At 54.0% G+C, this 24,901-nt stretch carries 26 protein-coding genes; 10 read left to right on the forward strand and 16 right to left on the reverse strand.

Going from position 1 to position 24,901, the window contains the following annotated elements; all coding sequences use genetic code 11:
- Positions 1-10: 10 nt before the first annotated feature.
- Positions 11-1,039, reverse strand: a complete 1,029-nt coding sequence (locus tag AABO57_01590) for a zinc-binding dehydrogenase (GenBank protein MEK6284416.1) — start codon at positions 1,037-1,039, stop codon at positions 11-13.
- Between the two features lie 201 nt (positions 1,040-1,240).
- Between AABO57_01590 and AABO57_01595 the strand changes: the two genes are divergently transcribed.
- Complete coding sequence (locus tag AABO57_01595) at positions 1,241-1,879, forward strand: TetR/AcrR family transcriptional regulator (GenBank protein ID MEK6284417.1); 639 nt, start codon at positions 1,241-1,243, stop codon at positions 1,877-1,879.
- Positions 1,880-1,883: 4 nt separating this feature from the next.
- Here AABO57_01595 and AABO57_01600 read toward each other — a convergent pair whose 3' ends face one another.
- Complete coding sequence (locus tag AABO57_01600; GenBank protein MEK6284418.1) at positions 1,884-2,189, reverse strand: hypothetical protein; 306 nt, start codon at positions 2,187-2,189, stop codon at positions 1,884-1,886.
- An 81-nt stretch (positions 2,190-2,270) separates the two neighbouring features.
- Entirely contained in the window at positions 2,271-2,957 is a 687-nt protein-coding gene (gene rpiA / locus AABO57_01605) for a ribose-5-phosphate isomerase RpiA (protein ID MEK6284419.1), read from the reverse strand.
- Between the two features lie 189 nt (positions 2,958-3,146).
- Here rpiA and AABO57_01610 point away from each other — a divergent pair, with 189 nt between their 5' ends.
- A complete protein-coding gene (locus tag AABO57_01610) occupies positions 3,147-3,362 on the forward strand; it encodes a glutaredoxin family protein (GenBank protein MEK6284420.1) in 216 nt (71 codons plus the stop codon).
- A 61-nt stretch (positions 3,363-3,423) separates the two neighbouring features.
- Complete coding sequence (locus AABO57_01615; protein MEK6284421.1) at positions 3,424-3,795, forward strand: hypothetical protein; 372 nt, start codon at positions 3,424-3,426, stop codon at positions 3,793-3,795.
- A gap of 54 nt (positions 3,796-3,849) precedes the next feature.
- Here AABO57_01615 and AABO57_01620 read toward each other — a convergent pair whose 3' ends face one another.
- The 5 genes from AABO57_01620 to apbC form a co-directional block, all read right to left on the reverse strand.
- Positions 3,850-4,416 (reverse strand): hypothetical protein, encoded by a 567-nt coding sequence (locus AABO57_01620; GenBank protein MEK6284422.1) that lies wholly within the window; start codon positions 4,414-4,416, stop codon positions 3,850-3,852.
- Positions 4,417-4,549: 133 nt separating this feature from the next.
- A complete protein-coding gene (locus AABO57_01625; GenBank protein ID MEK6284423.1) occupies positions 4,550-5,659 on the reverse strand; it encodes an aminomethyltransferase family protein in 1,110 nt (369 codons plus the stop codon).
- 400 nt (positions 5,660-6,059) lie between these two features.
- Complete coding sequence (locus tag AABO57_01630; protein MEK6284424.1) at positions 6,060-6,887, reverse strand: urate hydroxylase PuuD; 828 nt, start codon at positions 6,885-6,887, stop codon at positions 6,060-6,062.
- A gap of 379 nt (positions 6,888-7,266) precedes the next feature.
- Positions 7,267-7,593 (reverse strand): iron-sulfur cluster assembly accessory protein, encoded by a 327-nt coding sequence (locus AABO57_01635; protein ID MEK6284425.1) that lies wholly within the window; start codon positions 7,591-7,593, stop codon positions 7,267-7,269.
- A 144-nt stretch (positions 7,594-7,737) separates the two neighbouring features.
- Positions 7,738-8,844 (reverse strand): iron-sulfur cluster carrier protein ApbC, encoded by a 1,107-nt coding sequence (apbC, locus tag AABO57_01640; protein MEK6284426.1) that lies wholly within the window; start codon positions 8,842-8,844, stop codon positions 7,738-7,740.
- A gap of 253 nt (positions 8,845-9,097) precedes the next feature.
- Here apbC and AABO57_01645 point away from each other — a divergent pair, with 253 nt between their 5' ends.
- Complete coding sequence (locus AABO57_01645) at positions 9,098-9,394, forward strand: hypothetical protein (protein MEK6284427.1); 297 nt, start codon at positions 9,098-9,100, stop codon at positions 9,392-9,394.
- 21 nt (positions 9,395-9,415) lie between these two features.
- On the opposite strand, the gene xerD is transcribed toward AABO57_01645, so the two are convergent.
- Positions 9,416-10,300 (reverse strand): site-specific tyrosine recombinase XerD, encoded by an 885-nt coding sequence (xerD, locus tag AABO57_01650; protein MEK6284428.1) that lies wholly within the window; start codon positions 10,298-10,300, stop codon positions 9,416-9,418.
- 152 nt (positions 10,301-10,452) lie between these two features.
- Here xerD and lpxD point away from each other — a divergent pair, with 152 nt between their 5' ends.
- Entirely contained in the window at positions 10,453-11,487 is a 1,035-nt protein-coding gene (gene lpxD / locus AABO57_01655; protein MEK6284429.1) for a UDP-3-O-(3-hydroxymyristoyl)glucosamine N-acyltransferase, read from the forward strand.
- Between the two features lie 53 nt (positions 11,488-11,540).
- Complete coding sequence (locus AABO57_01660; protein ID MEK6284430.1) at positions 11,541-12,071, forward strand: hypothetical protein; 531 nt, start codon at positions 11,541-11,543, stop codon at positions 12,069-12,071.
- 14 nt (positions 12,072-12,085) lie between these two features.
- Here AABO57_01660 and AABO57_01665 read toward each other — a convergent pair whose 3' ends face one another.
- Positions 12,086-12,904 carry a ParB/RepB/Spo0J family partition protein gene (locus AABO57_01665; GenBank protein MEK6284431.1) on the reverse strand — a complete coding sequence of 273 codons (819 nt, stop codon included), beginning with the start codon at positions 12,902-12,904 and terminating at the stop codon, positions 12,086-12,088.
- A complete protein-coding gene (locus tag AABO57_01670) occupies positions 12,897-13,652 on the reverse strand; it encodes a ParA family protein (protein MEK6284432.1) in 756 nt (251 codons plus the stop codon). The genes AABO57_01665 and AABO57_01670 overlap by 8 nt, the downstream gene beginning before the upstream one ends.
- Positions 13,653-14,059: 407 nt before the next feature.
- Between AABO57_01670 and AABO57_01675 the strand changes: the two genes are divergently transcribed.
- Positions 14,060-14,533 (forward strand): bifunctional nuclease family protein, encoded by a 474-nt coding sequence (locus AABO57_01675; protein MEK6284433.1) that lies wholly within the window; start codon positions 14,060-14,062, stop codon positions 14,531-14,533.
- Positions 14,534-14,630: 97 nt separating this feature from the next.
- On the forward strand, positions 14,631-15,059 hold the full coding sequence (gene ssb, locus AABO57_01680; protein ID MEK6284434.1) for a single-stranded DNA-binding protein: 429 nt from the start codon (positions 14,631-14,633) through the stop codon (positions 15,057-15,059).
- A 14-nt stretch (positions 15,060-15,073) separates the two neighbouring features.
- Here the strand turns inward: ssb and AABO57_01685 are convergent, their stop codons facing one another.
- From AABO57_01685 to AABO57_01705, 5 genes are all read right to left on the reverse strand, one after another.
- Positions 15,074-16,480, reverse strand: a complete 1,407-nt coding sequence (locus AABO57_01685; GenBank protein ID MEK6284435.1) for a sigma-54 dependent transcriptional regulator — start codon at positions 16,478-16,480, stop codon at positions 15,074-15,076.
- Between the two features lie 60 nt (positions 16,481-16,540).
- On the reverse strand, positions 16,541-17,005 hold the full coding sequence (locus AABO57_01690) for a hypothetical protein (GenBank protein MEK6284436.1): 465 nt from the start codon (positions 17,003-17,005) through the stop codon (positions 16,541-16,543).
- Between the two features lie 52 nt (positions 17,006-17,057).
- On the reverse strand, positions 17,058-18,374 hold the full coding sequence (locus tag AABO57_01695; protein ID MEK6284437.1) for a DUF4147 domain-containing protein: 1,317 nt from the start codon (positions 18,372-18,374) through the stop codon (positions 17,058-17,060).
- 208 nt (positions 18,375-18,582) lie between these two features.
- Complete coding sequence (locus tag AABO57_01700) at positions 18,583-20,469, reverse strand: peptidoglycan-binding protein (protein ID MEK6284438.1); 1,887 nt, start codon at positions 20,467-20,469, stop codon at positions 18,583-18,585.
- A gap of 44 nt (positions 20,470-20,513) precedes the next feature.
- On the reverse strand, positions 20,514-22,274 hold the full coding sequence (locus AABO57_01705) for an ATP-binding protein (GenBank protein MEK6284439.1): 1,761 nt from the start codon (positions 22,272-22,274) through the stop codon (positions 20,514-20,516).
- Positions 22,275-22,727: 453 nt separating this feature from the next.
- Between AABO57_01705 and AABO57_01710 the strand changes: the two genes are divergently transcribed.
- Entirely contained in the window at positions 22,728-23,141 is a 414-nt protein-coding gene (locus tag AABO57_01710) for a hypothetical protein (protein MEK6284440.1), read from the forward strand.
- A gap of 170 nt (positions 23,142-23,311) precedes the next feature.
- Positions 23,312-24,826, forward strand: a complete 1,515-nt coding sequence (locus AABO57_01715) for an ATP-binding protein (GenBank protein ID MEK6284441.1) — start codon at positions 23,312-23,314, stop codon at positions 24,824-24,826.
- Positions 24,827-24,901 lie beyond the last annotated feature (75 nt).

The raw sequence follows: 24,901 nt of genomic DNA on the forward strand, positions 1-24,901 counted from the left end.
GGCATTTCTCTCACGGTACTAGCACAACCTTTCCAAACTGGGCGCGATCCTCGATAGCTTTGTGCGCCTCCGCTGCTTTTTCGAGTGGCAGCACACGATCAACTACCGGCTTCAATCTGCCGTCTTCAAAAAACTTCATAACCTCCAGCAACTCAGTCTTCGCTCCCATGTATGACCCATGGAGACTGATCTGCCGGGAGAATAAGTACCTGATGTCCAGGTTACCCTTGAAGCCCGATGTGGCGCCGCACGTCACCAGCCTGCCGCTTCGCGCGAGACTGCGAACGCTCTTCTCCCAGGTCTCTTCGCCAGTATGCTCGAAGACGACGTCGACGCCGCGCTTACCGGTCAGCCTTTTGACAGCATCGAGGAAATCTTCTTGTTGATAGTTAATGGCTTCGTCCGCGCCAAGAGACCTGGCTTTCGCGAGTTTTGCGGGGGTGCTCGCAGTGGCAAAGACTCGAGCGCCTAAAAGCTTTCCAATTTGGATCGCGGCCGAGCCAACGCCGCTGCCCGCGGCATGCACCAGCAAGGTTTCGCCGGGTTTCAACTCGACTCTATTGACAAGCATGTGCCACGCCGTCAGGAACACAAGCGGGATAGATGCTGCTTCCTCGAAGCTTAGGCTCTCCGGCTTTGGGATCACATTAAACGAGGGCGCCTTCACGTACTCTGCGTACCCGCCGTTTGCGCGATAACCCAATATGTCGTACGACGCGCACAGGTTGTCGCGGCCAGACAGACAATACTCGCAATGCATGCACGATACGCCGGGCGAGAGCACCACTGCCTGCTCGGGTTTCGCGTTTTTGACCAGGCGGCCAACCTGCGCTACGACACCGGCGATGTCCGAGCCAAGAACGTGCGGCATCGAGATCTCGACGCCCGGCAGCCCCCGTCTCACCCAAACGTCCAGATAGTTAAGCGCACATGCCTTTACGCGGATCAACACTTCATTGTCATCGATTACCGGGTCGGGAAGATCAGTAACTTGGAGGACCTCCAAGCCCCCGTGTCCGGTTATGGCCACCGCCCTCATACATTACTCCTTAAGTTCAAGATCAATCTCAAAGTTGAAGATGAAAAGGATATCATCCACCCCATGAGGCAGCAAATCGACAACCAGGCGGACGACGATCCTGACCCATCGTCGGTTATTGTTTTGAGCGCGGCCTCACGGGCGGGTATAATAGGTCACGAAATAATCAAGCAGCGTTCGCAGGAGTCACGGAGGAACCAGATGGGTGAATCAATAGTGCTGGGCGTCCCGGCAAATCCGAAGCAGGAGCGCAGCAAACAGACCAAAGAGAAGATTGTTCAGGCGGCGATTCAGTTGTTCCAAGAGCGCGGATACGAGAAGACCACATCTAATGACATTGCATCCGAAGCCGGCGTAAGCATTGGTTCCTTTTACGTGTACTTCACAGATAAACGACAACTGCTGCTCACGATTTTCGACCGGCTGGCTGATGAACTGTATAAGAACGTCTTTGCGAGCCTCAAACCCGAACACCTTTTCGATTCCGATCTAAAGCGAAGGATAAGACAAGCGATAGCACACACCATCGCCGACAAACAAAAGCACTCCGGGCTTCATCGGGTAGTAAGCGAGCTTCTGCTTAAGGACGAAGACTTTGCGGCGCGGCATAGGGCGGTGATGGATCGCTCCATCGCAAGGCTGCAGGAATTGATATCGCTTGCGCACAAGGCCGGCCTTACCTGGGATATCGACGTGGATGCCGCAGCTTTCATTGTGCACAGAGTTGTTTTTGACGTGTCCCAGGACTACGCGATCGGTAGTTGCGAGTTCGATAAGGAGCGTGCGGTAGATGCTCTGGCCGAAATGATCTACAGGTTTGTGTTTAAAGCAAGGGATTGATTTTCTATTCCGTCAGATCAGTTTTGAGATTCGGACTCAACCCGGTGATAATCATACCCGCCGTCACATACAATCGACACGCAAGGCCAGATTTGATCTCACCACTCTCCGCCTGATACCAGATCTGACAGTTGGTACACTCGCCGTTCCAGCAATAGTCGCCAACCGAGACCGAATCCATCTTAATGTATTGAAAGCATCGCAGCAGTTTGTTGTTCTCGGGGACCATCGCGCGATGGCGACACACTTCTATCTCCACCAATTCTCTAAAGTTCTCAAAGAGTCCTTCTCTCACGTCTGACGAATTCACAGATAACCTCCGGAAGGGGCAGGAAGATGTCTGGGGGTTGGGGGGATTCTACAGCAGGCTCATGCGGTCAGGCAAAGGAAATCAAGCGCGGCGCTCTCGGACCTCGACCCTGTCTTGGAACCCTATAATCAGCGCATCAGCAATTCCGATGAACAACCCGCACTCGATTACGCCCGGAAGGAGTTTGATTCTCTTCTCCAAAGCCGCCGGATCTTCGATAGCACCAAAGGCGCAGTCAAGGATGTAGTTGCCGTTATCGGTTACAAAAGGCTTTCCACCTTGCTCACGCAGGCTTGCTACGCAGCCGAAGTCATTCAACAGACGCGCCGAAAATGTCCACGCAAATGGCAGCACTTCGACGGGCAGCAGGCGCGACTGACCAAGCTTTGAAACAAGCTTACTCTCATCGACTAATATGACTCTCTTTACAGAGGCGAGCGCGACAAGCTTTTCACGCGTAAGGGCGCCGCCCCCACCCTTGATCATATTGAAATCCGGATCGACCTCGTCGGCGCCATCCAGAGTGACATCTACCATGCCGGCGTCATTCAGATCTATAAGCGGTATCGCAAGCTCGCGCGCCATTCGCTCAGTAGCAATCGACGTGGGTACACCCTTGATCGACAGTCCTGCTCGAACAAGGCGGCCTAATCCTTCAATCGCGAACTTTGCCGTAGAGCCAGTTCCCAGACCGATGACCTGGCCGCTACCGACTAACTCCAGTGCGCGCTCCGCTGCTCGTTGTTTTGGTTCGTCTAGATTTTTCATCAGCATTCGCTCGTTCTTTATGAACCCCGATCATGAATGATTCAGCGAACCGCGCCAACGCCGAAACGATATCATTTGTGGGAACCCTAATCAAATCTTGGAGATCGCGCTTGGCAGCAGTTAGATCACTTTGTTAAACTACCGGCGTTGGCCGCTTCACCTGTGACGCCCCTGTAGGAGAAAGGTTCATTGGAAGTCAAAATATACACCAAGCCCGGCTGCCCCTACTGCGAAAAAGCTCGTGAGTCTTACAACGCGCGCGGAATCGCCTTCGAGGAGTTTAACGCGCAAGACAATATGAAATTCCGAGAGGAGATGCTGTCGATCACCGAAGGAGATCCCACCGTGCCCGTTATCCTCGAGAACGGTCAATTGAAGCAGATTGGTTGGGAAGGCCGTGGGTGAACCGTTCACTGAAGCCGGGCGGTCGTCCGGCGAAAAGAAACTGAGCCCCGCTCAACTAACAATGACAAGAACTTCAACAGAACGAAGCTTCGAAGGCCCCTACAAGGGATTGCTGACCGAACTTGCGAGTCTAATCGACTGGCTTCAGACCGAGCACGATAAGTCCTATGTTAAAGCCGGCGATGACAAGGTCTACGCATTTGGCGGCGACGGCTTCGTGATCGTCATGGACGAATCCCTATGGGATGGGTTGATCGAGATGCTCACACCTAAGGGCAATCTTTCCATTAAGCCCGGAGACGATGGTAAGATCAGCGTGACATCACCAGTTGAGGGTGACGTGACGGTGAATGATCTCCTTCGTGAAGGCATCGATGGATTGCGAAGGTACTACGAGAATCGCTATTGGAGCACTCCGATGACATCCGCTTAAAAAGTCGATGAGTCCGTGTTCCGCCTTGCCAGCCCCCCCAAAGGCAGGTCGCTTTCAGCTACTCCTACGTAACACTCTCAGACAATTATCGATGAGGGCTTCGGGACTCGACTCGAAGACTAGCTCCCACCGGGCCTGCTTATTCGATAGCGCTATGATTTCCTTGATTCGATCGGCTACGCCGCCGGTTCCCTCGAGCACACCGACCAGCTTCTCCTCATCGTAGGCAATCGTGAACTCGTTCAGCGTGCCGATGCCTCCTCCGAAGATGATGACGACATCTGAGGTTCGCACGTTGACCACGTTCCGCCCCTTCAGGCCGAAGCCGGTGTAGACTATTAGATCGACCCCATCATCCGGAAGCGCGTATTGAGAGACATGCTCCTCTCTGGAGGAAGCCGGTGAGATGCCTATGCTCACGCCGCCATGTCTCCGCGCCGAACGAGAAACAATGTCAGGAAAACCCGTCGTGGCGCCGGTCACCAACACACAACCACGCTCAGCTATTACTTGCCCCAACCGTTCGGCCAAAGAGGTTAGGAGCGTTGAGTCGGCTTCGTTCGTGCCTTTGCCGGCCGAACCCATCACACCAACTTTGGGTCTTGCGTGCAGATTGTTCATGCCGCCAATCCCACCATTGATGACCTCACCCCAATGCCTAGCCTGATTTGCTATACCTCAAGCAAACACTTAAGAAGGATCGGCTTTGACAATTCGCTTAAAGAACGTGAAGTGTCATCTCGCATTCTCTCAGTCAACCCCTTCTGTAAAAAGGCAATTCTACTACCTGCGCTAAAAGCGGCGCGGCGTCCGATTGAACCTCGACAATGTTGCCGGGCTCAAAGAATCCAAATTTCAAATAGGCTAAGGCTATTATTGATCCGACGCTCAACGACCGCATCGCGCTCGTGATAAGTCCAATTTCCTTTCCGTCCTTTATGACAACGCTTCCGCGCTTTGGTATCGAATCGCCTTCTATCTTTAGGCCTGAGAGCTTCTTGCTGATGTGCCCGCGATAAGTCGCCATCGCAACCGCCTCCTGCCCGGTATAACAACCCTTCTTGAAGCTAACCGCGTCTTCAAGTCCTATCTCAAGCATCATGTTCGTTTCATCAACGTCGATCCCATATGCTGGAATTGCCGCCTCTAATCTTAGCGAGTCAAATGCCAGAAGGCCGAATGCAACAATTGAGTGAAACTGACCCTTGAGCAGAATGAAATCCCAAAGATCCTTGAGCGCCGAGGCCGGCACGAAGATGTCGAAGCCGAGTTCACCGGTGTGTGAACTCCGCGTAACCAGTGCGCGGTGGCCAGCGATCAGCGTGTCAAACCATTGATACTCGTCAAGCGAAGGGACCGGTTCAAAGCAGACCTCCTTCATAATGAGGTGTGCCTTAGGCCCCTGCACCGATAGAAGTCGATATTTCTCGGAAACATCTTCCACTTTAAAGTCACCCGCGTACGAAAACGGGGATACGTACTTGAAGACCTTTTCATGTGTTTGAGGATCAGTAACAACCAGAAACTCCTCGCCCAGGTTTAAGACCCGGCAAAGCGCTCTTACTTTGCCATGGCCCGTCAAGAAGGCGGCCCGCATTCCAGTTCCCGCTGCGAGAGTCTTGACATCATTGGTCACTAACCCATTGAGGAATTGAACAGCTTCACTACCCCAAACCTTGATCGCGCCAAAATAGGAGAGGTCTATCAGACCAGCATTCCCGCGCACCCCCCGATGCTCTTCTGAGACGCCGGAATAAGACTGAGCCATTTCCCAACCATAGGACAAACCAAATCGCGCCCGTAGCTCCCTCTGGGATTCATACAGGATAGATACCTTAGTCGTCTGCTCGCTAGCTTCGGACATCGTCGCTCCGTCTTCGCTCGGTGATAGGTGAACCTTAACATCAGCAAGGAGCACACGCAAAACTCCTGGCCTTAGTCTAAGCTCTCAACGAAAAATGGGTTCGCTTCGAAACTGAGTTGAAGTTGGAAGCCTTACCAGTCGTCCTCAACGAAGTAAGCTCCAACGCGTTCGACGAGAGGCCGGATACCTAAGCTGACATCATAGGTGTCGCGAGGACGACCTCTAAAGTAATATGTTTCAGGTTGTGTTGCAGCTTGAAGGCGGCTTCCAGCCTCTGAGTCCGGGTACCGTCCGCTCCCAGATTACTTCGTGGGTGGTCTTGTAGCTTCATCAGTTCCGCCCTCAGCGCTTCATAATCTTCTTTAGCGGCAGCGCGAAACCGCCGCATTGTCGATGTCTGTCACAGCTTGTTGACACCAAGGAAGCCGCTGAAATGCGACGATGCCGCCATTAAGAACAGCATCGGTACGGAAAGCCAAGTGTTCGTTCGTGACGCTAAAAATGCTACGCGGCCCAGCTTTGCCGACTCTGCCGGAATGGCGGTGCCGTTTTCCGCATTGTCTGCAGTCCAGGAGATGATGCGCTTTTGATTGGGCCAGATGATCCCCCAGACGTTGAACAGCATGACTAGCCCGAGTGCTCCGCCGATCCCTATAGCGAACGTAGACGTGCTCACAACCATCGGAAGCGATGATGCCAGCCAGCAGATAATTCCGATCGTCATTAGACTCACGAGTATTGCGACAATCACTGCCAGCACCCAGCCGTTATCTACTTTTTTAACTAGAGCCATCTCAATTGCGAATGCTATCAGCGGCATGAGCAGCCACACCACTAAGATGACCCAAACGTTCCTGCCGCCGGCAGCAACGTTCGCAGGGTTCTTCGCATCGGTTGCCAGCATGTACATAGCGTAGTACGCCAACCCGACTAACACGGTGATCAGCGCCCCCCATCGAAACCACCAAAGCGCCCTGGGCATCAACTGAGGAATCACCTTCCCTTTGGTTGGGCCGTCGAGGGCTTTCATCAAGTTCACGTTAACAAGGTTGAAATAATAGAGGTGCCCTATCCAAATTATCCCAGCCAGGAAGTGGAGCCACCTAAGAATTATCTGGATGTATGCCGAAGCCTCCGTCGGTGGGTGAAAAATCGTGTCCGAGAAAAAGAATCCTAGCCGCAGATCGGGCATTAAAATTGACAGTTGAAGAATCGAAGCCGGTAGCATACGTCCTCCTTAGTCATTCTGATTCGTTTCTTTGGCCTGTGCCTTTCTTACAAGTTCGAAGACCAGCAAGGCGCCGTCACGTGAGAGCGTCCCACTATAAACATCAGTCGTTTGAGTGTCAACCAAATGTCGACCGCGAAGCTCGGCACTTCAAATGCCCCACAATTTTGGTCGTCCCATGTTTGAATAATGTAAGAAATCTTCTAATTATCGGGCTAGTATGGCGGTATGAATCGAGGTGGTATCAGCATGAGTAAACAAGGAGTGCTCGCGACACGGAGTAGCTGAGACAGAACAGTAGGCGCCACTGGGCACTCTACGAAAGAGGCCGCGGTGTGAACTCACGGCCTCTCTCGAACCGACTGAGCGGCTGCGTTCCTTAGACGGAGAACGAACTACCGCATCCGCAACTACCAGTAGAGTTCGGATTGCTGAAGGTGAACCCGGAACCCATGACCGAGTTCACATAGTCGACCTGGACGCCTTCAAGATACTGCTTAGAGAACAGGTCAACGAAGACTTTGAGGCCTTCGTGATCCAGAATCTCGTCGCCGGCACGCGGTCCATCTTCAATCTGCATCGAGTACGAGAATCCGCTGCAGCCGCCGGGAACGACGCGTATACGCAATCCAGCTTCCGGTCCAGCGTTCTCAGCCTCGATGAACTTTCTAACTTCCGTGGTAGCAGTTTCAGTTAGTGATACCATTCGTACTCTCCTCTTTTTACGTTATCCGAATTCTTGCTGTTTAAGGGCTCTCCTGATGAAGCCGACGCCAACCGGAGCCCAACCCGCTTCAACATTATAAATGCACGCCCCCAGCTTATCAACGGCGCAATGCACGATGCCCGCCTATACCGCGAAGCGATCGCCGCGACTGTCGCTCATATCTATTACGGGCAATCCGCCGCCGCGTAGAGCAAGGAGGCCCACCTGGGTCGCGACGTTCTGTGCAATCTGTTTGAACGCTACTGCCTGCAAGCTATCAGGTGCCCCGACAACTATGGGAACACCTATGTCGCCGCCTTCCCGCACGTTGATGGAAAGCGGCACTTGCCCGAGCAGATTCGTATTGAACTGCTTTGCTAACTCCTCGCCGCCTCCTGATCCAAAAATTTCATGGCGGCCCTGGCACGTCGGGCAAACGAAATAGCTCATGTTCTCAACGATACCCAGAACCGGGATGTGGACCTGCTCGAACATGTTAATCGCTTTGCGCACGTCAGCCATTGCGACTTCCTGAGGCGTGGTGACGAGGACTGCGCCCTGGACAGGCACGAGTTGGGCGAGGCTAAGCTGGGCGTCTCCAGTTCCGGGAGGCATGTCGACAATCAAATAGTCGAGAGTTCCCCACTCCACGTCGTAAAGGAACTGCTTAACCGCAGTATGCAGCATGGGTCCACGCCATATCACCGGACGGTCTCCGCGGTTGAGAAATCCGATCGACATAACCTCAATTCCATACACTCGATGTGGAAGCAGCTTTTGTCCACGCACCGCCGGCTCCGCGTTGACGCCGACCATAATCGGCACATTAGGCCCGTATACGTCAGTGTCAAGCAGGCCCACTCTAGCCCCATATTGAGCAAGCGCTATGGCAAGATTCACGGCGACCGTGGACTTTCCGACTCCGCCCTTACCCGAGCTGACCGCAACAATGTTGGATATACCTGGCACCGGTTGTTTGCCTTCAACCGCCCGCGCCCGCGGTATTTCCGACTCAAGACTGATTTCGACCGCTTCCACACCCGCAACGCTCAGTACCGCCTCGCGCGCAGATCGTTCCAGTTTTGCCTTGACGGGAGATGCGGGCGTGTTCACTACCAGCCTGAATTTGACTGTGGAGACGTCAATTTCAAGATCGCGGACGAAGTTTAGACTCAGGATATCACGCTTGAGGTCCGAGTCCTCGACCGTTCGAAGTACGGCCAATACTGATTCTCGATTGATATTTGCCATTAACCATTCTCCACCGGGGCTGCAGAAGCATACTAGGGATCGAAGAATTCGTTTGTCAACTTTGGTCCAAACTGAGATCGGTGTACTTTCATCCGTCGTTTCGGATTTCACAGTCTTCAGATTGTCATACGAATGCCTTTGCGGCAGTCGGGCGACGCGCAATCACGGGTCTCGACTTTCATACTTTTGGTTTGAGTCAGCTATAATCGCAAACGGACGATTGGGTTACTAATTGTGATCGGAGGGACTCAAAATGTCGGATCCAGATAGCGCAAGAGAACGAGAATACTTGAACAAGGTCACAAAAGAACTCTCCCGCTATTCGCATCCCTTGTTCGAGTGGGAGGCGCGTCAGGTGTCACCCGGCGTTGAGGTGATTGTCACGCTGAAGGTAAAGAGAGTGTACGATGAACCTTATCGACTTCATCTAAAGCCGAGAGAGATTGAGGCACGAGGATTCGAATGGGACTTTCAACGGCAGTTGTATAACTGCCTGCATGACTATTTGGTCGAGATGTTCACTCGCAGTCCCCATATTGCAGAGATATGACGCCCTTCGATTGCTGTCGCGTCAAGCCCGAGGGTGGAACTTCTTATATATTTCTCGAAGCCTCTCGTTGGTTATGTGTGTATAAATCTGCGTCGTACTTATGTCGCTATGTCCCAGCATCATTTGCACTGACCGAAGGTCCGCGCCGTTCTCGAGCAGATGAGTAGCGAAGCTATGTCTGAGCAAGTGGGGTGTGATGTGACCGATTCCAGCCTTTTCACCATACGACACTAATATTCTCCAGAACGCCTGCCTGGTGAGAGGCTGCCCGTTGTCATTAATAAACAGGGCTGGCTTTGCGCTGCCCTTAAGCACTAGGCGCGTGCGGACGGCAAGATACTTTCGCGTCCATTCAACTGCGCTCCTTCCTAGTGGAACCGCTCGCTCCTTGTCCCCCTTCCCGAAGACTGTCAAAAATCCAAGATCGAGGTTGAGGTTTCCGGGCGTCAAACTAACTAACTCGGAAACACGAAGGCCAGTGGCATACAGAACCTCGAGCATCGCCTTGTCTCGCAATCCCAGGTCTGTCGATGTAATTGGAGAGCTGAGCAGCCGGTCAACTTCCTCGGTCGCAAGGAACCGAGGCAGGGATTGCCACGTCTTGGGAGTCTCGAGGTTGGCGCTTGGGTCGAGCGTTAGATGCCCGTCTTGTATCAAGAACTTATAGAAACCTCGAACGGCCACCAACGCCCTGGCTATGGACTTAGGGTTTAGGCGTTGGTTATGGAGCGACCGCACGAACGTCGCGAGATCCTCCGCCTTTAGCGACAAGGGATCTTTGCCGCACGATTTCGCAAAGCGGGAGAGCTTTCCCAGATCATTTCTGTACGCAGTCAGCGTATTGGCGGACAGGCCTCGCTCGACGCGCAGATAACTCAAAAACCTCTCTTCGAATAACGCACTCATGGCTGCCCAAAGATTAGCGGGGTTGACGGCGTAGCGATCAGTTTGCCATATTCTATGCGAACTGCGAAAGAAGTCAGACGCAACGGTTTCTTCTTTGTGAGGCCGTGAAGAACGTTTGATTATCCACTACTCAGGACTGTAAAGGTTAGCCGGTGAAACTAGCAGAGGTTGCGGATAGACTTTCATGTAGGTTGGAAGGGGACGGATCGGTCGATATCCTTGGCGTGGCGACATTAGAGAGCGCGCGCGAAGGAGATCTGAGCTTCCTCACAAACAAGAAATATCAAGGTGAAGCAAAGCGAACCAGGGCCTCCGCTCTTCTAGTCGGCAACGACTGTCCTCCGATGAGTCTTGCTCTCTTACGGCATGAGAATCCTTATTTGGCATTTGCAAAGGCAGTGGAGATTTTTTTTTCCACGACCGTTATGCCTCCATCGATTCACCCGACGGCGTGGATTGCCGACACGGCGGTTATCGGAGAAAACGTATACATTGGCGCCCTTTCGTACATTGGCGAACGCGTAGTTTTGGGGGATGAAGTTCGAATACACGCCAGATGTACAGTACAAGAGGACGCCGAGATCGGCGACGGCACTCTGTTACACTCGGGGTGCGTCGTACGCGAAGGGGTAATCATCGGAAGAAACTGCATCATCCAGGACAACGCAGTCATCGGCTCGGACGGTTTCGGCTACGCAAAGCAATCCAATGGTGAGTGGTACAAGATCATCCAGACGGGGACTGTGATTGTTGAAGACGACGTCGAAATTGGCGCCTGCACCACAATTGATCGCGCCACGCTGAGCGAGACTCGAGTTCATAGAGGAACCAAGATCGATAACCAGGTTCACATAGGACATGGATGCGACATAGGTACTGATAACCTCCTATGTGCCCAGGTCGGACTTGCCGGATCAACTAAGACGGGTATCGGAGTAGTACTGACCGGGCAGGTCGGTGCAGCGGGCCATCTAAAAATCGGAGACGGCGCGGTTGCTACACCCCAAACCGGAATTGCCAACTCCGTCGAGGCGGGGGAGATAGTCTCGGGCGCGCCGCAAATGGATCATAGGAACTGGCTGCGGTCATCAGTCGCTTTCTCCAAACTACCCGATATCCAAAAGACCGTGCGTAGGCTCGAAGCCAGAGTCTCTATCCTAGAGAATGCGCTGAAGGGAACACCGTAGATAACGCCAGCTAACCTCCTGCATACAAAGCCTGGCTGAGACTCAAGAAAAACATGAATGTAAAAATTGAAGTTCTCTCGGGTAACCACATTAAGGATCTAAATCGAAAAGTCGAAATGGTGCTTGAGGTAGTCCCACAAGAGCATCTCAGAGGTCTATCTAAGATTGTCCTGGTGGATACAATAATGGAGCCGAGGCTTTCACCGACACAAAGGGCCACCCTACCAGCTCTATACCACCCGAAGATGGCAGGACAATCAGCCTGGGCAGAGGTGTCATTAAGCGTCTTGGCGCCGAAGGAAAAGTTTCCGAAGAGGCTACTGACGAGACTAGCCTTAAAATCGAATTTGGCGCAGGTCGTCTTATCATTGGTTGCCCAGCACTACCAGCTCACGCTTTCGAAAGGCGTAAAGAAGACCTTGCTGGAACCTGCAATCAAGAGTTACGTCGAGAGGCACTTTGAAAAGTGGAGGGAGAAGCAGGGCGGACTCAGAGTTCGACTGCTAAAGCCTTTCAAGCCTCAGCTCGATAAGCTTGCGCGGAAGCTAGCTAAGCGGTACAGAGCGGAGCTCGCGAAAAAATAGAAGTAAAGGTATTCTTAGTCGCCGATCGCTGCCAGGGTGTCTTTCAAAGCACCCACTAACTCTTGGTTGGTCGCTTCCGGTCTCCGAAATGTAATTGTCAGCGACCATTCACTGTCGGGATCATCGTATTGGTAAGAAAACTTCCTCACCTTCTGTGGTTTTCCTTGTCTTATTTCCCGAGCCTGGTCCCTTGTCAGGCCGGCGGCGCCGATCTTATAAACGAACTCCCGCATTTCGTCGTCAGTCGGCTGTCTCGCGACCTGAAGCAGCATTGACTTCGAAGCGATGTCGGCTCGCCGACATAGATCTCTCACGTCCGGTGGTATGTTAGCTATTGAAATCGTCTCAGTCACTGAGGTTCGCGCCTTGCCCAGCTTTCTGGCGATCTCTTCATGCTTGTAGCCGAAGCGCTTCGCTAGAGCTACGAGCCCATCGGCTTCTTCAAACGGAGTGAGATCCTTCCTTTGCAAGTTCTCGATCAACGAAATCTCGGCAACCGCTCGATCATCCACGTCCATCTCGATGCAAGGAAGTTCAGCAAGGCCCACCTCCATACTCGCTCGGTATCTGCGCTCACCGCTGATTATCATGAATCTGCCGCCAACATCGCTTGGACGCACAAGCAGAGGTTCGAGAACCCCCTTCTCTTTGATCGATAAAACAAGCTCAGACAGATCGCCTATCTCGACTCGCGGCTGCAAGGGATTGGGCGCAAGCTTATCGATAGGAATCATGCGGCCCACCGGTGCCCCGGCTCCCCTACTCGTCAGCAGTTCTACATAATGAGAGTCGTGGCGCAGCTTGAAGTTGTCCGGTAGTCCCTTCTTAGACACGGCGCATTACCTCCTCGCACAAGCTAGCATATTCGATGGCGCCCGTTGAGTTTGGCGCAAAAGTAAAGATCGATTCCTTGTAAGCCGGGCTTTCCTCCAGGCGAACGGACTTGCTGATCACTGTATCGAATACCTTCTCGCCAAATACCTGTCTGATTTGTTCGTGAATGTCCTTCGCAAGCGTTGTCCTCTTATCAAGAAGGGTTATGAGCACCCCTAACACCTTAAGGTTAGGATTAGGTCTCGCTCTCACCTTTTCGACGGTATCTAAAAGGTCGTCCGTTCCCTCGAGAGCGAAGTAGGATGGTTGAATTGGTACGATCAAATAGTCCGACGCGACCAGAGCATTCACGGTGATCAGACCGAGCGTCGGAGGCGTGTCGATGACGATGAATTCGTAGGAACTGGCCAAACCATCCATCCTGTCTTTAAGCCTGAATGGAGCGTCAAATTCACCTATCAGCTTGCTCTCGAACTTAGCAAGGCTGATTCTGGAAGGTAAAATATCCAGTCCCGGAAGCGAAGTTCGTCTTATGACGTTCTCGCGGATGACTTGCGCATCAGTGAGGAATTCATATATCGACAGCTCAATCGCATCATGAGCCAGAAAAGTTAACGAACTGTTGGCCTGCGGATCCAAATCGATGAGCAAGACCTTTTTTCCGGCGCGCGCAAGAGCGGCAGATAGATTGATCGCGGTTGTTGTTTTTCCTACGCCGCCCTTCTGATTGGCTATAGCAATTACCATTTTCTTGCTGGTTCCGCTCCGCCAAAACGCTTGCATCCTAATGCCAAGGGTGACTGGTGTCAAGCAGCGGCGAACACGATCCCGTGGCGCGCATCGTCCGCTACCAGTAGCCCGGTGCGGTTCAAACGAACAGAACCGCCGGAGATGACACTCGCTCCACCCGATCTTCCACAGACAGGACATCTACGAAGCTACCCGGACAACGCACACACTAACAACTCGACTGACCTCAAGTCCTGTCTTGATCGCACCCCGTCTAGACGGGCAAAGAAGCTACTCGATAGACTTTCCAGACCTATTGTGATCTAATCGAACCGAAGTCGGTTGCAACCAATCTTTGACAACACCTTAACCGCGCGCTGGTTAGTCGCGACGCATTTGACATCGCGACCCGTTGAGGAACATCGATGGAAATCGAAATGAAAATCCGCGGCCTAATGATGGACCCGGCTGCAAACACTCCGATTATAATTCTCAAAGACGTCAACGGAGAGTCAATGCTTCCAATTTGGGTCGGCCCTTTTGAAGCGAACGCGATCGCAGTCGAGATTGAAAAACTTGCCACTCAACGGCCGATGACTCATGATCTGCTCAAGAATATTATTTGGGAGTTCGGGGCCTCGGTGAGAAGAGTGGTAATTACGGATTTGATTAACAACACTTTTCTGGCGGTGATCGAATTAACACGAGCCGGTGAAGTCCTGGTGGTAGATTCAAGACCAAGCGACGCAATCGCCTTGGCGTTGCGTGTTGACTGTCCTATCTATGTCAACGATGAGGTCATCAAGAATTCGAGCACCGCAATCACTGAAGACGCCGCTTCACAACCCGATGACTGGCCTGAAAGCCTTGTTGACGATGCCAGCGATTATAAAATGTGAGACGAATTCGAGTCTCTTTTCGATGGCGTTCCGCTAGAAATGTGATATAGTCCCGCTCGCAATTCACCTGGGTAACAACAATACAGGAGGCGTAGATATGGCGTCGTTTAACAGGATTACAATTGTTGGCTATCTGGGTCGTGACGCAGAGTTGCGATACACCCCCCAGGGCACTGCCGTCTGTAGCTTTTCCGTGGCGACCACAGAGCGCAGGAAAGACCGAGCAGGTGAGTATCAAGATATTACGACCTGGTTCAATGTGAGCGTCTGGGGAAGCAGAGCTGAAGCGACGAGCCAATACCTGAGCAAGGGTAAGCTTGTCTACCTCGAAGGACGGTTGACGCAGAGGGAATATCAGGATAGGGACGGCAACACAAGAATGAGCTTGGATGTAAACGCTTCAGACCTTCAGTTCGTCGGACCTCGCGGCGACGATGCTCCTGCGATGAGGGATGAGCCAGCCGCCAAGCCGCATGCACAAGAGGCGTCGGCTGCGCCGGTTACTGAGGATGACATTCCGTTCTGAAGAACACCGGAAAGTCATTCTTCCGAAACAAATCGCTTGCTCAGCCCGAGTTCCTTGATCTTGTGCTGAAGGCTCTGACGGTGCATTCCTAGCCTCGCAGCCGCCCTGGTTACGTTACCGCCGGCTTGATCAAGAGAGTTCTCGATGAATTGCCGTTCAAACTCTTTCTTGGCGCTCCTGAAGTCTAGCGACTCGGAACCCTTAGCAGTCACGGATGTCTCGGTTGCTGGCCGGCCGCGGTTTTGATCTGAAGCTATTTCTTCAGGTAACGCCTCAATGGTAACCTCTTGGGTGTCAGAAAGAACAACGGCTCTCTCAATGCAGTTTCTTAGCTGACGTGCGTTCCCTGGCCAGTCATAATCGAGCAACACTTTGAGAGCTGCCTTGGAAATCTTCATCGGCTCGCTGTGGTACGCGATCGAAAAGCGATGACAAAACGCGTCGGCGAGCGCCGGGATGTCGCTCCTTCTCTCGCGTAGGGGTGGCAAGCTCATTTTGACGACACATAGGCGATAGTAGAGATCCTCCCTGAATCGTCCCAACTCAACTTCCTTTTCAAGCAGCTTGTTAGTCGCACTGATTATCCGCGCATCTGTGGAGATAGTCTCGTTGCTCCCCAGCCTTTGAAACTTTCTCTCCTCAATAACCCGCAAAACTTTTGCTTGCGTCGACAGGCTCATGTCACCTATCTCGTCGAGTAATAGCGTTCCGCCGTTGGCAGCTTCAAACTTCCCGACTCGCCTTCCCGAAGCTCCGGTAAACGCCCCTTTCTCGTGGCCGAACAGCTCAGACTCGATCAGCTCGCTCGGTAAAGCCGCGCAGTTCAGGCTGACAAATGGACCCGAGGCATTCCGGCTCCTCATATGAATCTCTTTGGCAACCATTTCCTTTCCGGTACCTGACTCGCCTGTGATCAGAACATTGACGTCAGTCTGCGCGACTTTCTCGATCAGAGAGTACACCCGTTCCATTGTCGAAGACGAACCGATCAACTGCCCAAAAGTACCGGTCGCCGCCAGTTCTCGCCGGAGCTTGGTGTTTTCCACTCTGAGCGAATGAGCTTCCAACGCGTTGCGAACGAGGATACGCAACTCGTCGACATCGAAAGGCTTTGCAAGGTAGTCGTAAGCGCCAAGTTTGATTGCTTGAACCGCCATACGCTCAGAGCCGTGCGCGGTGATTATTATGACTACCGGTGGGTTTTCTCTCGAAACCAGCGAAGGCAAGTAATCCAGACCGGATCCTGAGGCAAGTCTTACGTCCAGAAGAACGACGCTAGGCGAGTGGTTCTCAACAGCCTCGTCCGCCCTCTCGAGGCTGTCGGCTTCATGTATGGTGTACCCTTCCTTCTCCAGCGCCCTCTTCATTCCGAACCGGGCGGCTGGTTCGTCATCTACAATAAGGACTACCGACTTCATCATCGACCCAACAATCGAGCGCGGCCTGTCTCGTCAACGGGCGTGCTTCAGAATGCGATGGCGCTATTTCTTACCTTTCTTGCCTTGTGGCTCTGCTCCTTCGCTGCTAAAGAAGCCGGGAGCGTTATCCCTTTCGAATGGGTATACCTTCTTGGTGGCCGAATCGTATTCCCACTCCGCTGCCAGCAAGTGCTTCTGCCAGTCCAGGTAGCTGAATACTACCTTCCATCTCCCGGTCTTCTTTTGAGACGCTTCCCAGCCAATCGATGTTATATTGTACGCGCCCTTGTTCTTGGCATAGTCGTCCGCCATCTCCCCAACCGTCTTGGTCGATAACTGCTCATTCACCTCGGGCTTCATCGCCAGCACCTTTTCGATGACTTCTTTCCCTTCCGGCGTCGTCTTGGAGATCCTCTCCTCGATCGCTGCTATCTTTGGATCTTTTTGAGGCTTTGCCACCGGGGCGGGTTTCTTATCACAGGCGACCAACAAAAGTAGAACTGCCACAACCGGTACGATTCTGCTCATCGCTCCTCCTCCATTGCGTTCGAAATCGAAATGAATCTAACCGGACCCTGCCTCATTGAGCCATCAGCACCCTAAGGTCCCTGACATTATTGCCCGTTGGTCCCGTTACGACGAGGCCGCCCGCCTGCTTGAAAAACGAATTAGAATCGTTGCTGCTTATGAAGATTGCGGCATCTGCTCCGCGTTGTCCGGCTTTGATTACGAGTTCGGGATCTGCGACTGCCCCGGCTGCTTTGCTGTTTCCGTCAATGCCGTCCGTGCCGCACGAAAGCACCGCTGCTCCTTCAAGGACGCCTGAGTCAGCCAACCGCGCTGCGGAGTATAGCACGAATTCCTGGTTGCGCCCACCGATACCGTCGCTCCGCACAGAGCACGAAACCTCGCCCCCCGAGATCACGCAGACCCGCTCATTCGGAAACGAAGATTTGAGGTTCAAGAGACGATTAACCGACCGTTCTGCGACCGCTCTATACTCACCTTCGACCATGTCAGCGTCCACTTCTACTCGAAACCCAGATTGCTTCGCCAGTTTGGCCGCGGCATGAACGGCGCTGGAATTGTCGAGCACAAGCTCGGTCACCGGGCGCTTCGCGGTCACGCTTTGTTCATCCGACAAACTGATACTATCTCCTTGCCGCATCAAGCTCGCGACTGAAGCGGGGAGTTCGTCCATTAACTTGAACTTGTTCACCACGTCGAAGAAGTCATCGACTTCAACCTTTTCTGGCAGGAGCGGGTTCGAGGCGATCGAACCCAAATCACCGGGATTGACGTCTGATATGTACAGCCCAACGCAGGTCGAAGTCCCGGCAAGCCGCCCAAGCCGTCCGCCCTTTATCCTCGACAAACTCTTTCTGATTATGTTGATCTCCCGGATGGTAGCTCCGCAGCCGACCAGAAATTGATTCGTGAGTCTCAGATCTTCAAGCGATATCCGCGGTGACACCGGCGTCTCCACCAGCGAGGAGCCTCCCCCGGAGATGAGAAACACAATCAAAGAGCCCGCGCCGCAGCATCGCACCAGCTCCAAAATCCTTTCACCCGCGATCAAACTGTTGGCATCAGGCAATGGATGTCCAGCTACCAAAACTTCAGATCGTACGGGTACATTTGAGCGTCGGTCGGTCACTAAAATTCCTCGTTTGATCCTATCGCCGAAAAGAGCTTCAGCCGCCGCACCCATCTTCAGGCTCGCCTTGCCCATTCCAATCAATACAACTTCGTCATAGGCACTAAGAGCTATCTGTTGGGCGCCAACGGTCAGCGTTTCACCATCGACTCGCAACCTTTGCTTGATCGCACAGTCGGGTTCGATCGCCCTTAGGGTTCCGAGGAATACGCGCTTTGCGATTTCTTTCAGGTCCGCCATCTTGGCCGTGAGATTGTTGAAGCTCGCAACAGAAGACCGATGACCTGACTATGGTGTGGAGCGCGGTGTTGATAAGGCTGGTCGAATAAGGTCTGCCAGTCTTCAAGCCGACGTCGCCGGTGACTATTGCCCGCGCTGGAGCGCCGTCGCGAACTGTGCCATGTCTTGGTTAGCGGTCGAGACAGCTACACGCTCGACCATGAATGCATCAGTTCTCGATCTCGGACGAGTTGATGTTGTATGTCTGCATAAGCCTCAAAACGTCCTGTCGTATAGAATCCCACTTCGTTGCCAGCGAGTCTGCCGCGCGACTTGTTGTGGTTGATATAACGCGATCCGTTCGTCTCGCCTGCCGCGCCATAGCCAGAGTTGCGCCGCGCATGATCTGGCGGTCTCGAAGCGAACTGGCCAACCGTTCATAGAGCTGCGCCGCATTCGCGAAGCTGTCTATTGCAAACAGTAATTCTATCTCAGCCTCCCGGTACTGCGTCGCGTTGTCCACCTCAACACCGGTACCGGTCATCCGAACGCCATACAACCGCTGGTACTCCGAAAGCAGTTCCTCTGCCTTGCGGTGCAGACTGCTCGCCGAGGAAGCCGTAGCTCCCGAGGGCGCACTCGGTTCCGCGCCGGCATCGGTTCTACCTCCCAATGCAATCGTCTGATCGCCGCCCGCCGAGTGAATCACGACTCGTCGCACGTATTCCACGCCGTCTCGCACGGTGAGGTCGATCCGCCCTCTGGTAAGCGCCTGAGTTACCATTCCCGTCGGCCTTACAGCCTTTGCGTATACTTCGAGAGTGTCGCCGTTCACGACGTGTTCGCCAACCCAGCGCCAGCCGCCGGTGTTCGCTTGCGTATTGATCGATAAGGAAATTGCGCCGTCAGGCGTCCGGTTCGCACTTGCCGAAAGCACATTTGCCATTACCGTGTTCGATAACTCAGTGCTTTCTGTCCTGGGCTCTCTCGGGCGCTCAGGAGTTCGGTCGCTGACGTTCGAGGCGCCCAGAATTCCGAGACTCTTTGCGGTCTGCGGGTCCAGGTCACCCGTTTCCTGGAGATTGTGTTCGCGCTGATAAGCCCGCAACGCGCTGGAGGTGCGTGAGCTTACTACACCATCAATTTCGCCTTCGTAGTAGCCCTGCTCCTTCAATGCCGCTTGCGCTCTGCCGACCATCTCTGGAGATGAGAGCGGAAGCGCGGGAGCATTGGCGGTTGACCTGTCCACATCATTGGGAGTCTCAGGCCGAGTCTCGGGTTCGCTACGGGTCGGAATCGGTCGATCTGTAATATCCGGTTGCGATCCGGCAGCCTCGGGCCTATAGGTACGATCCGTCGAGCGATCCCCCGCACGATCCGCCGGTTGATCTGAAGAGCGATCTCCGCCGCCCGACGCGGTCTCAGAAATGACGCTCTCCCTGATGATCAGCGCTTCCCTTATCTGAATCCCAAACGGAGTACTAGACGGCACCTGGGCTTCTTCACCCTTTGACAGTAGAATGCTCGCTATACCGGCGCCAGCCCCGACGACTCCACCGAGCACCGCGCCCTTGCCTCCGCCGGCGATTCCTCCAAGCACAGCTCCAATCGCGCCTCCGCCGCCGACAAAGACTGATGCCCGGTTGTTGCCCTCGCCCGACACGCGGCTCTCGTCATCGATTCGCCGTCGTGTTTCAGGATCATCCGAGGTCAGGCTTCCGACTAGAGTGACAGCAGTGCCGTTGGGAAAAACAAGATTATCGAAATCTATTCCTATGGTCCCAGACCGGTTCATGCGCTTCGCGGGGGTCACCTGGGTAACTCGGCCTTCAACTATCGAGCCCGCTGGTATGACAGTCCGGCCGTTAACGTACACCGGAACTGTTACCGTTGCCGTGAACTTGTCTCCGACCCGAGCGGTCCGCGACGTGAGAGTACCGTTCATCTGCACGCTGATGACAGTGTCCGGAGGTATCGTCCAGCCTCGCTCCCCGGACTGCGTCGCGCTGTAACGTGGCCGGCCATCTTGAGCAAAAGTCTTTGCGCTCATCGCACCGATCAGGGCGACTGAAAGCACGGTGCTCACCGCCAGCATCAGGTTTTTCTGCAGCTTCATCAGACTCACCTCCATTGCTTCTGGGTCCTTCAGGGGGAAAAGGCTCATCTGCTAAGACGATTGACAGCCCCAATACTGTTGTCCGCTTCAACGAAGTTAGTTACAGGCAACTTCACGGTCGCGGTCGAGCCGGCGCCAGCTTGACTGACCACGCTAAGGTCACCGCTGTGCAGATCCGCGATCTGTTTGGCGATTGCCATCCCCAGCCCGGTTCCCTTCTCCTTCGTAGTGTAGAACGGCTCGAACAGCCGCCGCTGTGTTTCGATATCCATACCGCACCCATGATCTACGATGTCCACCGATACTTCGCGTTCGCCGTTGAGCTTCGTCCGCAGCTCAATCGAGCTTCCTGGCTCGCTCGCTTCGATAGCGTTGATTATCAGATTCAAAAAAAGCTTCTTCAACTCGGTGGCATCATAGGAACCGGGCGGAACGCCTGGGCTGTAGTGCTTCTCTACCCGCATCTGCTTGGCATTTAGTTTATCGGCGACCATCGGAAGCAGCTCGTCGAGTAGATCATTCAAGTCTATTTCCGCGCGGTTCAATTGCTTAGGCCGCGCGAACTCTGACAACTCGGTAACGATCGCAGCCAAGTGGTCCACGCTTCGCTCGATCACCTGAATAGTCGATACGTCGTCTGAGTTGTCAGTTCCCGTCTTTCGCTTCAGAAACTCAGCCGCAAATCGGATGCTGCCAAGCGGATTCTTGATCTCGTGGGCGATCTGAGCCGTCATTTGTCCAACAGCGGTTAAAGCGTGATTGCGTTGTAGCTCCGCCTGAGCACGCGTAGCGTCGGTGACATCGACAAAAACCAGGATGATTCCTTGCCGCTCGCCCGCCACTATCAACGGCGAGGTAAGACAATCAAACAGCCGCGCGCCCAGATCTACTCTGCCGTAGTGACGGCTACCTGCCGAAGGTTGTGAGAGTTCTGCTGACACGGCCGCCAACAGCGAAGCGTTGCTTCGAAAAAGCTCCTGGTAGCTTTGTCCCCTTTCGGACCCTGCCCCGACCCCTGGCAGACTTCGGAATGACTTGCTGACCGTCTCGACGGCGCCGTTGTTTCCGATAACCACTACCCCGGAGACGAGGCTGTCCAGAAGTGATTGAAGATAGTCCCTCGATTCTGCGCTCGCTGCGTGAGCGTTCGCGAGTCGCTTTAGGTTCCTGCGGATCTCATAAAACGCCAACACGGCCACTACGATACCCAGGGCCAAGACCGCTCCCGTTGCAGCCACTATTCGGTTGCGCGCGCCCACGTTCATCTGGTGCGTTTTGATGTTATTCTCATCTCGCTCCCGGTCGACCAATTCAACTAGTCCTCTTACGTTCTGCAGCATTTTGTCTCGCTCATCGTGCCAGTCAATAGAAGGCGAGCCGGTTCTCTCCATCGCGTCCCAAAAGTCTCGGTAGGACGTCGCGAATTGCGTCCATTCTTCCCCATCCGCAAGCGAACTCGATCGAGCCCGTTCGACTTCGCGCTCCATTTCCTTCTTGAGCGTCTCGAGTCGCTGCCGCGCCAGAAACTGAAGACGAGAATTCGATGGGTTTCCTCCAGCGGCTTGCGTTTCGGCCTTTAGCTTTCCCGCGGTCTCTGAAATGTCGAGCACGAGCCGAAGATGGCGCTCTTCGGTTTCGTCAATCCGAATGTGATCGTTCTCCAGTTCCGCGAGATTCTGTACGCTCTGATAGCCAACGTCTACGACAAGCAAGAGGAGCACAAAGAAGCCAAGAAAGAGTACGTTGCGAACCAGGTATTCAACAGGTCTGGATGGTCCGAGGAACCGTTCTCGAAGCTTTCGCACGCGACCCATCATAATTCGTAAAGCTCTACCGCTTTCTCACATCGAGTCTCGGGGCTTGTCGAGAAGTGAATCATCTTAGTGGGGATCATCAACACCTTCATATTACCACGTGCCCCCACGCTTTCGAAAACTTCAAGCAACCGCCGGCTCCGCAGGTTAGATGGCTCGGCACGTTAGTTGACCTCGCCGCCGGAACAGGCGAAGCCCACGCCCCGCGCAAGGTAACGCAGGTTGATATTGATTTTCGGCCTGCCGGTGTGTATAAGCTACTCCCGAGAACCCCCTCCAACACAACCACGGCCGGTGCGCACGTGCTGGTGCGTTGACCTCCGAGATTCGCACTCCGTCTCGGCTTGAACCTGGAGCGCGCGCGTCCCGCCCGCAGAGTCGAGCACGCGCCAAACATCTGAGGGCCGGACACCCGCGCTCCGAGAGAAAAGAACTGGTGGGAGAATGGCGATCGTTCTGATTATCCTCGCTGCCGTATTCATCGGCGTTCTCGGAATGCACGCTTACAAGCAGTTCAAGATGCGGCAACTCCGGCGGATGAACGAGAACGAGTACAACGCCGCGGTCACTCTATGGGAGTATGCGCGCCTGGTTAAGGATAAGATAGATACCACAATTCGCCAGGGCTCCGGGATGCTTGACTTCACGAAGATCACCGTCCCCCACGCGCCGGGATACAAGATTTCGCTTGAGCTTATAGGCGCTTACTTTCGCGTCTACGCCGTGCCGGCAAGGTACAAGAGGACTGGCCGGCTCTCCTTTTTGACTGACAACACTCTAAGTGTGAGAGCGTCAGATCGATCAGGGCAACAGGCTTCAAGCGAAGATGGAGAGTACCAGGGTGACGCGAGCCTGTGATCCCAAAACCGCGTGTTTCGCTCGACAAGTCTGTGCTAGTCTGGCGCATCAAGCGATAACCCGCGTTCAGTCCTTACGGTATCAACAGTAGTGAGGCCGATCATGCTCAGACGCACGCCCGATCACCCGGCTGTCGATCCGGATCCCGCAGAGCTGTGTTTGGACTCACTATGAAATTAGGCTCAGTCGAAAACAAAGCCCGGCTGGCAATGCTGGTTCTAGTCCTGTCGCTTCTGTCGCTGATTGCGCTGAGCTTTGCGCTGTTTTCCTGGACCGGCAGCCAACTCAGGTCTTCGCCGATCATTATCTACCTGTTCAGCTATCAGATCATCTCGTTGGTCTTCGGGATCGGGCTCGTTTTTATGCTGATCCGCTGGCTGCTGAGACCATACAGAAGAATGGTGGAGGCCGCGCGTCACAGCCCGGTCCGTGCCTCGTCGGCCATGAGCGAGGGCGAGTTCGTAGCTCAAACATTTCAAGCTCTCGTCGAACAGCTTCAAGCACACGAAAGAGAGCTCGCGCACCTTCACGAACTGGAACGAAGTCGCGCCGAACGATCGGAGCGATTCAGTGAGCGGTTGATCGCCAACATCCCCAGCGGATTAATCACCATCGATTCAAGGGGAGTCGTCACGTCGGTCAATGCGCACGCGATGAAGATTTTTGGAATCGCCGAGTTCAGCGCTGGTTCTGCGCACGGCCGGCAGATTCACACCGGGGAGCTTTTCTCACCAACCGTCGATTATCGTTCTTTCTTCAGATCATCTCCGCGGATGGCGGCGATGATCGCCGAATGCCTCGATAAAGCTACGTCGTTCCGGCGTGAAGAGGTTGCCGTCGTGCTGCCAGACGGCGCGCGCCGCGTTGGTTTGAGCGTCTCGCCTATTTGTGATGCGTCGCAAAAAGTTGAAGGCGCGCTTTGCTTGATGACCGATCTAACCGAAGTCATCGAGCTTCGCGAGCGAATGAAGCTCAAAGACAATCTGGCAAACCTTGGCGAGATGGCTGCCGGTCTCGCTCACGAGTTCAAGAACTCGCTGGCCACGATTCACGGCTACGTTCAATTGCTTGACGCGCAAGCCGAGCGGCCTTCATCCCACGCCGATCGCCGAGTCACATTTGATGCCGCCTTAAACGAAACCAGATTGTTGAGCAAGCTGGTGACCGACTTCCTGAATTTTGCGCGCCCGCAGGACCTGAGTCTGGTCAAAGTCGACGTGCGCTCGATCCTCGATTCCTGCGTCAATGAAGCAAGACCTCATCTGACCGGGAACGCGATCGAGGTGAAGGTTGAAGGGGAGTTTTCACAACTGGCCGGAGATGAATCGCTGCTGCGGCGCGTCTTCATCAACCTGCTTCGCAACGCCGCTGAAGCCATTGATCCGCACTCGCTCAAAAAAACCATCGTGATTACCGGAGCGATCGACGCCGCACCGGATCGGCGCTACGCCCACGTCAGGTTCAGCGACACCGGCGGCGGCATCTCGCCAGAAGACCTTAGTCGCATATTCATTCCATTCTTCACGACCAAGTCACGCGGCTACGGTATTGGTCTCGCACTCGTCCAGAAGATCCTCGTCGCGCACGGCGGGGACGTTTCGGTGGAGAGAAGCGATAGCGCGGGAACCATCTTTCATTGCCGGTTGCCGTTATTGGCCCCGGCTTCGACTGTGAAAACGGTGTAACATGCCGTATCCCAAAGTTACAGCGAGCCCTTCCTGTCTAAAGCCCGCTCCACATCGAGCCTAAAAGCCCTGATT

Source organism: Acidobacteriota bacterium (genome assembly GCA_038040445.1).
In the GTDB taxonomy this organism is placed as follows: Bacteria; Acidobacteriota; Blastocatellia; order UBA7656; family UBA7656; genus Onstottus_A; species Onstottus_A frigus.